Consider the following 12694-nt stretch of genomic DNA (forward strand, 5'->3'; position numbering starts at 1 on the left):
GGTTGACTTCTGAATACACACACAGAGAAAAGAGGGAGTAAATCTTGGGTACCTTTTTCGTCATTTTGAACGTCGTGGTTTTGCTCGGCTTGGCGGCTTTGCTCTTCTTCATGCAAAAGCGTCATGTTTCATTCAGTAAACGAGTATTTACTGCGCTAGGTTTGGGGATTTTACTTGGTGGGGCTTTGCAACTGATTTATAATGCGGATTCCGAAGTCATTAGTAAATCGATGGACTGGTACAGTCTGCTTGGTAATGGATATGTACGGTTGCTGCAGATGATCGTAATTCCGCTTGTTATGGTCTCGATCATTACAGCGATTATGAATATCAAAGGCGGCAAAAAGCTGGGTAAAATCAGTGCATCCGTCTTGCTTACACTGGTACTGACTACAGCGATTGCAGCCGCAGTCGGGATTGCTTCGGCAACAGCATTCGGTCTAAATGCAGGCGATTTGTTAAACGGGCAAGAAGAACAAGACCGAGGGGCAGCTTTGGAATCGCGTCTAGGCGATGTCGAAGGATTGACGCTGCCGCAACAAATCTTGTCGTTTATTCCAACGAATCCTTTCGAAGATATGACAGGCGCACGTCCTTCGTCGACATTGGCTGTCGTAATCTTCTCCGCGTTTATCGGTCTCGCGGTACTCGGTCTGGATCGTAAAAATGCACAGCAAGCGGAGACGTTCCGAGGGATCGTGAACGCGGTACACGGCGTCGTGATGCGTATCGTGACGATGATCCTGCGTATTACGCCTTACGGAATTTTGGCTTTGATCGCAAAAATGATGGCAACGACGGAATGGTCAGGTATCGTTCGTCTCGGCGAGTTCGTGATCGCGTCTTACGTCGCGCTGATCGTTATGTTCGTTATCCATCTGGTGATCTTGCTGGTATTTGGTCTGAACCCAGTCACTTATCTTAAAAAAGTCGTGTCTCCGCTCGTATTTGCGTTCACTTCGCGTTCGAGTGCAGCGACGATTCCTTTGAATATCGAAACGCAACGCAAAAAATTGGGCGTATCCGAAGGGGTAGCCAATCTGTCGGCAAGCTTTGGCGCAACAATCGGGCAAAATGGCTGCGCCGGGATTTACCCAGCGATGCTGGCTGTCATGATTGCGCCTGTAGCTAATGTACCTATCGATCTTCCATTTATTTTGACGTTAATCGCAGTTGTTGCGATTAGTTCGTTCGGCGTAGCAGGCGTTGGCGGCGGCGCTACCTTCGCGGCATTGATCGTATTGTCGACGATGAATCTGCCTGTTGCGCTTGCAGGTCTGCTGATTGCAGTTGAACCGCTGATCGATATGGGTCGTACGGCTCTGAACGTTAACGATTCCATGGTCGCAGGCGTAGTAACAGGCAAAGTCACAGGCGAACTGGACAAAGACGTGTACGATTCCAACGACACACCCGAATTGGAAGCGGCGCAAGCTTAAGAGAACGTAACTGGAAGCAAGGATGCGGAAAGGGAAATTCAGTGAAGTGAAATCTTTTCGTAGAAAAGATACTTCGGAAGCATAAGCTTAGAATGTTCGCCTTTGAAATCGGGAAAATTCCGCTAAATTTAATTCATTTCCCAATTTCAACAAGCGACCGAAACGAATTTCTCTTGTAGCATCTTTGCTTCTAACGCATACGTAACTTTTTCAACAGCTTTAGGACGGCTCAATAGCCGTCCTTTTTCATGCGTTCAAAAAAAGATAGCTGTTCGCGTCACATTATGGTAAACTAGTATGCTGACCGCTTAAGCTGTGCGTGTTTCCGAAGGACTCAAACCTTAGATTCAGTGCGGTCAACTCACTAGGTCGTTGCGTTTTGAAATTTCATATTTGTATCACGCGGTTCGTAACCATCCCGCGATACCAAAACTAGGAGGATTTATCGTGTTCAATTTTACATGGGGCGTATTTTTCGTCCTCGTCAACTTTGCGTTTTTCTTATTGTGCTTTAAATTTTTCGGCAAAAAAGGGCTGTACGCTTGGGTCGGCGTAGCAACGGTGATCGCCAATCTTCAAGTTGCCAAAACGATCGATATGCTCGGAATCACGATGACGCTTGGCAATACCATGTATGTCAGTATCTATATGGCAACCGATTTGCTTAACGAACGTTATGGGGTTAAAGCGGCACGTAAAGCTGTCTGGTTCGGCTTTTTCATGTTGATTATGACGACCGTCATTATGCAGATGGTACTTGTTTTTCGTCCGTCTGAAGTCGATTTTGCTCAAGCTCCGCTTGAAGCTTTGTTCGGATTATTGCCTAGACTCGCACTCGGTAGTTTGACTGCGTATCTAGTCAGTCAGCTGCTGGATGTATATTTATATGCAGGAATTCGTCGTCGTTTTTCTTCGTCGAATCAACTCTGGATTCGCAACAACGGTAGCGGGATCATCAGTTCCTTCATTGATACGTTGATCTTTTGCGCGATTGCATTTACCGGTCCGGAATATGGCGGATTTTCGGTATGGATTCAATTGTTTATCTCGACGTATCTGTTCAAATTTATTTTAACCGCAGCAGGAACACCGATCTTGTATTGGGCACGCGGAATGAAAGTTCCGGCTGTCGAAGCGGATTCGGGTTTACCACAGGTTGCTTCCAAGCAATGACGATAATTTGATTACGAAAAAAGCCAGTTCTCGTAGGATACGAGAACTGGCTTTTTGCTATTGCGTTGTAGCTATTTGTTTTTAATGAAAGTATGCGTTATCCGACAATCGTCAATTCTTTCGGGAATGTCGTCAGGACATCGACGCCATCCGAAGTTACGATTATGTCGTCTTCGATCCGAACTCCACATTCACCCGCTACATAGACACCGGGTTCAACCGTGAAACATAATCCTTCAGTAATTACTTCTTCATTATTCCCGTGTACAGAAGGGTATTCATGCACATCCATACCGAGTCCATGACCGAGGCGGTGCATAAAGTAAGGGCCGTAACCGGCTTCGGTAATGACTTCGCGCGCTGCGGCATCGATCGACGCCAATGTAGCACCTGGACGAATCTTCGAAATCGCAGCGAGGTTTGCGGCAAGCACCGTTTCGTAAATTTTAATCGATTCGGTATTCGGACGTTCGCCGACAGCAAAAGTACGGGTAATATCCGAAGCATAGCCATCCAAGTACACGCCCATATCGAACATCAGCATATCGCCGGCTTGAATAGCACGGTTACCCGGATTGCCGTGCGGCAAAGCCGTTTTATCGCCGGACAATACCATCGTATCGAAAGAAGGGCCTTCGGCGCCGAGCTTTTTCATCTGATATTCTAGTTCCGCTACGATTTCGATCTCGGTTACGCCGACTTTCACATGACTTAACCCTTCGGTTAACACGGCTTCGATCAGATGTGCGGCACGACGCAATTTTTCGATTTCTTCTGGCGTTTTCGCAGCACGAAGCGCAGTCAGAATTTGACCGACATCGCTGTAGTTCGAACCTCCGAGTACCGCATTCAAACGTTCAAAACGAGATACTGACAAATGATCTTTTTCGATACCGATCCGTTGGCCTTTTGTATGCCCCAACCATTGTTGGAGCAAGGTATACGCATCGTCCGTATCGCTGTGTGTGCGGATTGTCGATACCGAAGATACCGCTTTTGCTGCTTCCAGATCCAAAGAAGGAACAACGAGAAACGGTTCATCGTTTTTAGGAATCGCAAGCCCTAGGAAACGCTCATGCGGATTGGAGAAAAAGCCAGTCAGATACCCGACATGCTTCGGTTCTGTAATCAACAGATATTCTAATTGTTGTTCATCCATATGCGATTTGATTTTGTTCCAACGTGAATCGTTCATATGATCTTTTCACTCCTAAAGTTCGAATTATTGAGATGTATTTCGCCGCGAATCATGCACAACTTCTATTATAAACCAAGAATCAGACTCGGCAAAAGACTCAGAAGTGCGTAGTTGACAGTGTTTAGCTCAAAAGGCTATGATTAGTTTACTATTTGGCAAAGGAGGATGGCAGCAATGATCGTCGTTAAGCGTTTGAAAGCTCATTGGACAACTGAACAGACGTCTTACGATTTGCCTGTCCTCAACGGAATCGATCCGGTCGGATAGCAGGCAAATCGTTGCAAGTTCAATCGATCTGGATCGGCAAAGCCGCGGACGAGAGTTCTGCGGTTTTTTGTTATGTTTTTGCTTAAGGAATTGAAAGGGGAGAACGTTAAAGATGGAAAAAAATAGACAAGCTAATTTTGATTTAGATAAAGCACACCAATCTTCGCCAGCTCAACAACAACGAACAATTGTATCTTATGAACCGGGCAATGTGAATATGGCAGAATACGAATCGTATGCTCGCGTGACTCGCGGAATCGAAGCGATGCTAGAAGAGCAATACGGCGTTTCCTACAAATTATATGCGAGCGACGACGGTAATCAAGATTACTGGGATCTGCTTGAAGAAGATGTGAAAAAAGATTCGCCGGATGTAGAATGTGCAGGTCGAATTTATGAAGGTATCGAAGGACGTACATTCGCTTACGATGAAGACAGTGTGACACCGGAATATACGATTCATCCAGCTATTCGCAATAACGTCTTTGTGTATCCGGCTCAAGGCGTAGCGCTTGCGCGTATTCCGATGTTCCGTCAGCATGGTATTTATAGTGAGGACTTTGTGTTTGCGACAGGCGATGAAGCGATCAGCGACTTTTTGCGTAGCGTACGGGATCGTCAGCGGAATCGGGATCAGAACCGGATTACGGTCTTTACCGATACCAACAATGGGATACAACGTGAAAGCGAACCGATTACGCGTGCTGTGTCTCGGGACGATGTCATTTTGCCGGATCCGCTGAAAAAAGAGATCTATCGTTCGCTGGATCAATTTTTCGAATCGGATCGAAGTTTTTACCGCAAGCATAATTTGCCGTTCAAACGCGGGATTTTGCTGTATGGTCGTCCGGGTAACGGGAAAACAACTTTAGTGAAGTCGATAGCAGGAAGTATACCGGGACCTGCTGCTTATTGGCAGATTACCGAGTATACGTCCAGCGGTTCGGTGCAAGAAGTGTTTGAGACCGCAGCGAGATTGGCTCCGATGGTGCTTGTGATTGAAGATATCGATTCGATGCCGCAAGGCGTGCGTTCGTTCTTCTTGAATACGTTAGATGGTGCCACCTCAAAAGAAGGGATCTTTTTGATCGGGACAACCAACTATCCTGAAAAAATCGATCCGGGTCTGATGAACCGCGCAGGACGTTTTGACCGTTCTTATGAAATTACACTGCCGGATCAAGAAATGCGCCGTGTATTTTTGGAACGCCGAGGATTGCTTGATTTTGTATCGGCGGAAGAGTTGGAACAAGCGATTTCGCTCACCAAAGGATTCAGTATGGCGCAGCTTGGCGAATTATATGTCTCGGCGGCATTGGAATGGAACGAACGCGGCGAAGTCGACGTAGCGACAATCGTTCGTTCGATGGGCGGCGAGATGAACAAAGAGAAAAAAGGAAGCTGGATGGACGCTAAAAACGGCGGGATCGGGTTTCAGTTATAAAAGTGGAGTTTGAATATCAAATGAAATTAAAGTTGCATATCAAAAAAGCGCCCCGGAAATCCGAGGGCGCTTTTTTGGTATGCCATATAAGATCGAGCGAAATTAGATAATGCGGCGACGTAACCAGCCGGAAATCAAGTCGATAATAATGACAAGAATAACGATACCGAGCAAGATAATGCCTACACGGCTCCAGTTACGCGTTTGCAGAGCGAAGATCAACGGCGTACCGATACCGCCTGCACCTACCAGACCGAGAACGGTCGCAGAGCGGATATTGATCTCGAAGCGGTAGAGCGCGTACGAGATGAATTGCGGAATTACTTGTGGGAGTACCGCAAAACGAAGCACTTGCAGCTTGCTTGCACCACTTGAAACCAAAGCTTCGCGCGGACCGTTATCGACAGCTTCGATGGTTTCGGAATATAGTTTTGCCAACATGCCGATCGAGTGAACGCCGAGAGCCAGAACGCCGGCAAAAGCACCAGGGCCTACTGCAACGATAAACAAGATCGCCATAATGATTTCCGGGAATACGCGGATAACAGTCAATACGAATTTGCCGCTACCCGATACGATACCCAGACGGCTCATATTTTGCGAAGCCCAAAAAGCAAAAGGAATACATAGGAACGCGGAGATAAATGTACCCAGAATCGAAATAATCAGCGTTTCTAGCAATCCGCGAAGCAAATCTTCGCCTTCCGACATATACACATAGCCCCAATCCGGGTGGGTGAAGCCGTCCCAGATCGAAAGCATAACTTGTTTGCCGTATTCTTGAATCCCATCAAATTGCAGGGACGATAGCGACCAGATGAACAATACGATAATACCGGCACCGACAATCCAATTACGGATTAACGCAGAGCGGGATTTAGAAGGATCGGTTGGGTTCATAGCAATTTCCTCCGTAAGTAAGTACTCGCGTAATCGATCAGCAGTACGATCACCAACGTAATGACAATGATCGTCGAAGCGCGGTCATAGCGCAGCGAGTTCAATTGTTGATCGAGATGCAGGCCGATACCGCCTGCACCGACGAAGCCGAGTACGGCTGCCGCGCGAACATTAACTTCGAACGTATACAGAACATACGAGAAGAAGTAAGGCAGAGCTTGCGGAATAACGCCGAAAACGATCAATTGAATTTTATTCGCACCCGATGCAGTCATGGCTTCGAGTGGACCTGGATCAATGGCTTCGATCGCTTCATAAGTCAGCTTGGCAACAAGACCGAACGAGAAGAATACGAGTGCCAACATACCGGCAAAAGCCCCGATTCCGAATACCGCAACGAAGATCGCAGCGAACAGCAGATCCGGTACGGTACGAACCAAGTTAAGTACCATACGAGCAGGAATCGAAACGATTTTTTTAGGCATAATATTGACAGCACATAACAGAGCCACCGGAACGGCAAGAACCGCACCGATAATCGTACCGGCAATCGCGATCTGTACCGTTTCAACCATAGGTTTCCAAATATGCGAAGCATACGACCAATCCGGGCGCATCATTTCGCCGAGGATTCTACCCATATTTTGACGGGCGCCATCACTGAACAATGCCATGAAGTCCGCATCTACGCCAACAAAACATACAACTAAAACACCAATAAATATGATCCATGTCGCCAGCATTTTGTAACGCTGAAGCCCTTTGGAATCGATGGTTGGCGCCGGCTTTTTGGACGGCGGAGGAGTCGGAGCCCCGCTCGCCGCCGCTTCCGGCGTAGGAGCAGGAGTCATACCGTTACTCCTCCTTTCGGAGCGTCGGCTGCGAGAAGTTCGTCTTCATTGATCGGACGACCGTAGATTTCCGAGAACTTCGCGTCTGTGGCTTCGGATACCGGGCCGTCGAATACGACTTCACCTGCGCGTAGACCGATAATACGCGTCGCATATTCGCGAGCCAGATCTATAAAGTGCAAATTGACAATCGTCGTGATTTTCAATTCGCGGTTGATGCGCTGCAAGTCGTCCATAACTTGACGAGTCGTCAGCGGGTCAAGCGAAGCTACCGGTTCGTCTGCCAAAATGACTTTTGGCTTTTGCGCCAAAGCGCGAGCGATCGAGACACGTTGTTGTTGTCCGCCAGACAGTTGATCGGCGCGGATATATGCTTTTTCGCGAATATTGACGCGTGTCAGCGCATCAAGAGCGATATCATGATCTTCTTTAGGGAAGTAACCGAACATGGTGCTGAATGTCGAGTGATACCCAACACGTCCAGATAATACGTTGCGAAGAACCGTGGCACGTTTTACTAAGTTAAAGCTTTGGAAAATCATGCCGATATCGCGGCGAATTCGGCGAAGCTGCTTACCGTTAGCGCGGGTAATCGATTTACCATCAACCAAAATTTCACCGGAGCTAATATCGTGTAGACGGTTGATCGAACGCAGCAGCGTCGACTTACCCGCGCCAGAAAGACCTACGATTACAACAAATTCGCCTTCTTTGATGTTCAGGTTGATATTGTTCAGACCAATCGTACCGTTCGGGTATTGTTTGACTACATTTTTAAATTCAATCATCGTTGCCCGCTTTCTCCGGAGCGTCTTTCTGATATTCAGAAAGGAAACCGGTTTAGGATGACCTCTTCACAAACGCCGCACAGCGCCGCTTGCGGCGGTAAAACCGCAAGCGGCGCTGCATGTGAGATTGAAAAGGCGTTAAATAAACAACTAGGAGTCGTGACTACTCGATTTTTTGACCTACAGCTTCAGCCGATTCACGAACGATTTCGAAGTTCGCATCGTCGCCTTTTTCATAACCAACGTGAGTGTACACGTCGTTAATGATTTTTTGACCTTCTGGATCGTTACCCAGTGCGATGAACGCGTCGGAAATTTTTGTTTTCCACTCGTCAGTCATGTCGCTGCGTACGCTGATTGTATCGTTCGGGATTGGATCTGTTGCAAACAAGATTTCTGTTTTGTCGAATACGTCCGGAACGTCACCTTTAACGGTGTTACGAGCATCTTGGAATACGGCTACTGCATCAACTTGTCCATTCAGCAAAGCCAGAACCGCTTGGTCATGACCTTTCAAGGTTACGCCTTGAACGTCTGTACCTGGGTCAAGACCCGCTTTGATCATAGCAGCTGCCGGGAATACATAACCCGCGGACGAAGTTACGTCTTGCCATCCCATTTTTTTGCCTTTCAGATCTTCCAGGCTTTTGATACCGGAATCTTTTTTAACAAGAATCAACGATTTGTAGAAGTCTACTTTTTCTTCAGTTGGTGCGCCTGTTGCTTCTTCAACGCCGTAACGTTGAGCTTGCAACAGCAGATCAGCCGATTTTCTTACGTCGTGAGCGAGTACATAAGCGTTTGGAGGCAAGAAGCCAACGTCTACTTGTTTCGCCGTCATCGCTTCGATGATTGTATTATAGTTAGGAGAAACGCTGACTTTTACTGGAATACCGAGTTCGTCGCCCAGAAGTTTCTCAAGCGGTTTCGCTTTAGCTTCAAGAGTTTCTGCGTTTTGCGAAGGAACGAATTGTACTTTCAGCTCAGTAGGCGTATAACCCGCTGCCGCTGTATCCCCACCCGTTGCTGTATCGCCACCTGCCGCGTTGTTGCTACCACTTCCACTTCCACATGCTGCCAAACTCGCCGTTACTGCAAGAGACATGCAGACCGTAAGTACTTTCTTGAACAAAATCTTTTCCCCCTTGATAATAGGTATGTTGTGTTTGTAATCTTCGCGACTTCAAGCCGACAAACAGAAGTGTACCAGCATTTTCCTAAGACTGAGTAAAGTGGAAGGGCGATTTTTGTTAAAACTACGTAAAATAATTAACCCTACTCTTGCGAAAAACAGCGCAAAATGTCATCCTAATCAAGTCGGAACATACAAGTAAGCTTCTGATTTACCAGTTGGAGAAGCGAACATTTAAACGCCGTATGTTAGTTAATGTTGCTTTTTTTAATTAACTACCACCGGTGAATTAATCTTCATAAAAGATACTACCACAAAAAACGAAAATTGCACGGGTTTTATCTGAAAAAGTCTCGGGAAAAAATCCCAAATGTATTTTTGTGTAAACTCATGTTATTTAAGCTGACAAATTGGAGGAGAGTAAACTGAATATTAAAGCCAACCTAAGAATACTCGAAACGACAGACCTGCATGTGCATATGATGAATTATGATTATTACGGAGATCGCGCTGTCGAAGAGTACGGTTTTGCACAAACGGCTACCTTGATCAGACGGGCTAAAGCCGAAAAAAAGAACGTATTGCTATTCGATAACGGGGATCTGTTGCAAGGCAATCCGATGGGTGATTATATGGCGTCTGAAGGATTGGATGCTCAAAACGGTATACATACGGTGTATCAAGCAATGAATCCTCTCGGTTACGACGCGGCAACGCTTGGCAACCACGAATTCAATTACGGATTGGCGTATTTGGATCGTGTATTGCAAGGTGCTGATTTTCCTTATACGAATGCCAATCTGTATTTGGATGGAGAACAAGTTCCTACGGGTTCGCATTATTTGCCGCCTTATTTGATTTTGGATCGGACACTCGAAGACGAAGACGGTCAAAAACATCCAATCAAAATAGGTGTTATCGGCGTCGTTACGCCGCAGATTATGAGCTGGGACAAAGCTAACTTGGAAGGTCGCCTAAAAGCTGAAGATATGGTGGAGACGGTTCGGATGTTCGTACCCAAACTCAAAGCTGAAGGCGCAGATCTGGTTGTATTGCTTGCCCATTGCGGTTACGAAGACGCTCCCGAAGCGCCGATGACCGAAAATGCAGTGCTCCATCTGAGCCGTGTTCCGGGCATTGATGTATTGTTGTTCGGACACGCACATAAAGTATTTCCAAGCCCTGCTTTCGAAGGGAAAAGCGGCGTCGATCTGCAAAAAGGTTCAATCAATGGAATTCCTGCGGTCGAAGCTGGATATGCTGGCGATCACTTAGGCGTTGTCGATCTGGAACTTACGTTAACCGAAGACGGATGGAAAGTCGCGGATTATCAGGTTGAAGCTCGCCCGGTTTACGATCTGTCGAAAGCTCAACCTTTGGTGCGTACAGATGAAGAGACGAAAGAAATCGTTCGCGCAGGTCATGAAGGGACATTGGGCTATATTCGTGCCGCAGTCGGATATACGACGCAACCCATCGATAGTTTTTTTGCATTGATTGAAGATAGTGCTTCGGTACAGATCGTGAATGATGCACAGCGTTGGTACTTGCAAAAAGAATTACAAAACACGCCATATGCCCATCTTCCGGTGCTTGCCGCAGGAGCACCGTTCAAAACAGGAGGTCGTTACGGCCCTTCGTATTATACGAACATACCGGCGGGAGCACTCGCGGTCAAACATATCGCGGATTTGTACAATTATCCGAATACATTATGTGCGGTAATCCTTAACGGTGCGGAGTTAAAAGAATGGTTGGAATGGGCAGCCGGATTATTCTGCATGATTGATCCTCAAGGCGGAGACGGGCAAAGCCTGATTAATCCTGATTTCCCTTCGTTTAATTTCGATATTATCGATGGAGTTACCTATACGATCGATATCACGAAATCGCCTAAATATTCGGCATCCTGCGAATTGCTGCATGCAGAATCGGCTCGAATCGGTGATCTTTGTTACGAAGGACGTCCGGTAGAAGCCGAAGAAAAGTTCGTGGTTGCAACGAACAATTACCGAGCGTTTTCTACGCCAATCGCGAATCCCGACGGGAAGCGCGTAATCGTAGATTCTTCAGACGAAAATCGGCAAATTTTGACTGATTACATTCGCAGTTCCGGTCGATTGACGCCGAAAGCAGATCACAACTGGAAACTGGTTGGCGATTTGCAAGGACTTCAAGTAGAACTGCTGACCTCACCGGATGCTAGAGAAGCGAAGTTACCGGCAGGCACTACATTTAAAGGAATTGCTGAAGGCGGATTTGCACGGTTCTGGGTAGATTTGTCGAAGTAAGCAGAATTGCAAATAGATAAAAAGACTGACTCTCGTTGTGTACACAATGAGAGTCAGTCTTTTTTATCGGACTTTATTTTTGCTCTGAATATTTACGGTCGGCTGGGAACACAAGACCGAATTGGCGCCGCGCTTCTTCCATCACTTCGGCTGCTGCTAACGAACAGGCATGTGAATTGATTGAAGATTCAAAAGCACCCGAACGTATCGTATCTACGAATTCTTGAATTTCGTAACTCATTACGGGTTTGCCGGCAGGTTCGCTCAAATCTTCGACGCTGCCATCGCGGTAACGAATTTGTACGCTGCGCGGTTCGCTGATTTTATCGATTAAAATACTGCCTAACTCGCCTTGAATTTCCGAAGGTACATGCGAATCGGTAATTTTAGAAAAAGTCACGACGCCTTCCATGTCCGGGTAACGAGCGAGTAGACTGCCTTCGCCGTCTACGCCAGAGTCCAGCATATAAGCGCTCGCTTTGACTTCCTCAGGTTTGCCGAACAGCAGCACCATCGGATAAATACAGTATAGACCGAGATCCATCAAAGCTCCGTTCGAAAACTCGGGACGGAAAGCGTTCAGTACCATACCTTCTTTGTACGCATCATAACGAGACGAATATTGACCGTAATTGGCAAAATAACGACGTACCGTACCGATTTTATGCAGGTTTTCGCGGAGTAACGTAAATGAAGGCAACAAGGTAGTTTTAACCGCTTCCATTAATACAGCGCCGCTTTCTTTTGCTGCTGCAAACATCTCGCGTACTTCTTGCGCATTCGAAGCCATAGGCTTTTCGCAAAGTACATGCTTACCTTGCTTCAAAAACAAAATCGACTGTTCCGCGTGAAGCGAATTGGGACTGGCAATATATACCGCGTCGATCCGATCCGAAGCTACCATTTCATTCAGGTCCGTAAAAGTAAGCCCGATCCCGTAACGGTTTGCAAATTCTTGCGCGCGATTTTCCGTGCGTGAGTACACCGCAGTTAACTCTATTCCTTCACACTGCCGCGCAGCGTCGATAAAGCGTTCCGTAATAAAATTTGTGCCAATCATGCCGAATCGAATCATGAATAAATCCACTCCTAGTCCATGTATTAAAAAATCCGATGATATTCCTGTCCATCATAACATGAACGGTCAAGTTCGCCTTAATTTTTTTGACGGCTTTTTTGGATCAAATGAAGGTTTCAATCTTTTTCGGGTA

The 12694-nt window shown here is 46.6% G+C and carries 10 protein-coding genes; 4 read left to right on the top strand and 6 right to left on the bottom strand.

The window, feature by feature from the left end:
- Window positions 1–44 precede the first annotated feature (44 nt).
- Window positions 45–1439, top strand: coding sequence for an L-cystine transporter (locus NOM90_RS08055; RefSeq protein WP_255941211.1), 1395 nt, complete (start codon window positions 45–47; stop codon window positions 1437–1439).
- Window positions 1440–1886: 447 nt separating this feature from the next.
- On the top strand, window positions 1887–2612 hold the full coding sequence (locus tag NOM90_RS08060) for a queuosine precursor transporter (RefSeq protein ID WP_255941213.1): 726 nt from the start codon (window positions 1887–1889) through the stop codon (window positions 2610–2612).
- A gap of 97 nt (window positions 2613–2709) precedes the next feature.
- On the opposite strand, the gene NOM90_RS08065 is transcribed toward NOM90_RS08060, so the two are convergent.
- Window positions 2710–3807 (bottom strand): M24 family metallopeptidase, encoded by a 1098-nt coding sequence (locus tag NOM90_RS08065; protein WP_255941215.1) that lies wholly within the window; start codon window positions 3805–3807, stop codon window positions 2710–2712.
- A gap of 487 nt (window positions 3808–4294) precedes the next feature.
- Here NOM90_RS08065 and NOM90_RS08070 point away from each other — a divergent pair, with 487 nt between their 5' ends.
- Window positions 4295–5521 (top strand): AAA family ATPase, encoded by a 1227-nt coding sequence (locus NOM90_RS08070; protein ID WP_255941855.1) that lies wholly within the window; start codon window positions 4295–4297, stop codon window positions 5519–5521.
- Window positions 5522–5623: 102 nt separating this feature from the next.
- Here NOM90_RS08070 and phnE (NOM90_RS08075) read toward each other — a convergent pair whose 3' ends face one another.
- From phnE (NOM90_RS08075) to NOM90_RS08090, 4 genes are all read right to left on the bottom strand, one after another.
- Window positions 5624–6421, bottom strand: coding sequence for a phosphonate ABC transporter, permease protein PhnE (gene phnE / locus NOM90_RS08075; RefSeq protein WP_255941217.1), 798 nt, complete (start codon window positions 6419–6421; stop codon window positions 5624–5626).
- Window positions 6418–7164, bottom strand: coding sequence for a phosphonate ABC transporter, permease protein PhnE (gene phnE / locus NOM90_RS08080; protein ID WP_255941856.1), 747 nt, complete (start codon window positions 7162–7164; stop codon window positions 6418–6420). Before phnE (NOM90_RS08080) ends, phnE (NOM90_RS08075) begins: the two co-directional genes overlap by 4 nt.
- 104 nt (window positions 7165–7268) lie before the next feature.
- The gene (gene phnC / locus NOM90_RS08085; RefSeq protein WP_255941219.1) at window positions 7269–8060 is read right to left on the bottom strand and encodes a phosphonate ABC transporter ATP-binding protein; all 792 of its coding nucleotides are present in this window, start codon (window positions 8058–8060) and stop codon (window positions 7269–7271) included.
- 163 nt (window positions 8061–8223) lie between these two features.
- Window positions 8224–9192, bottom strand: a complete 969-nt coding sequence (locus tag NOM90_RS08090; RefSeq protein WP_255941221.1) for a phosphate/phosphite/phosphonate ABC transporter substrate-binding protein — start codon at window positions 9190–9192, stop codon at window positions 8224–8226.
- Between the two features lie 410 nt (window positions 9193–9602).
- On the opposite strand from NOM90_RS08090, the gene NOM90_RS08095 reads away from it, so the two are divergent.
- A complete protein-coding gene (locus NOM90_RS08095; RefSeq protein ID WP_255941223.1) occupies window positions 9603–11483 on the top strand; it encodes a bifunctional 2',3'-cyclic-nucleotide 2'-phosphodiesterase/3'-nucleotidase in 1881 nt (626 codons plus the stop codon).
- Between the two features lie 73 nt (window positions 11484–11556).
- Here the strand turns inward: NOM90_RS08095 and NOM90_RS08100 are convergent, their stop codons facing one another.
- Window positions 11557–12558 (bottom strand): Gfo/Idh/MocA family protein, encoded by a 1002-nt coding sequence (locus NOM90_RS08100; RefSeq protein ID WP_255941225.1) that lies wholly within the window; start codon window positions 12556–12558, stop codon window positions 11557–11559.
- Between the last annotated feature and the right edge of the window lie 136 nt (window positions 12559–12694).

Source organism: Saccharibacillus sp. JS10, assembly GCF_024436065.1.
GTDB lineage: Bacteria > Bacillota > Bacilli > Paenibacillales > Paenibacillaceae > Saccharibacillus.

What these genes read in the sequence shown, in the direction of transcription:
- NOM90_RS08065 (WP_255941215.1), bottom strand. Translation starts at nt 3,807, where the DNA reads ATGAACGATTCACGTTGGAACAAAATCAAATCGCATATGGATGAACAA.
- NOM90_RS08070 (WP_255941855.1), top strand. Translation starts at nt 4,295, where the DNA reads ATGGCAGAATACGAATCGTATGCTCGCGTGACTCGCGGAATCGAAGCG.
- phnE (WP_255941217.1), bottom strand. Translation starts at nt 6,421, where the DNA reads ATGAACCCAACCGATCCTTCTAAATCCCGCTCTGCGTTAATCCGTAAT.
- phnE (WP_255941856.1), bottom strand. Translation starts at nt 7,164, where the DNA reads ATGCTGGCGACATGGATCATATTTATTGGTGTTTTAGTTGTATGTTTT.
- phnC (WP_255941219.1), bottom strand. Translation starts at nt 8,060, where the DNA reads ATGATTGAATTTAAAAATGTAGTCAAACAATACCCGAACGGTACGATT.
- NOM90_RS08100 (WP_255941225.1), bottom strand. Translation starts at nt 12,558, where the DNA reads ATGATTCGATTCGGCATGATTGGCACAAATTTTATTACGGAACGCTTT.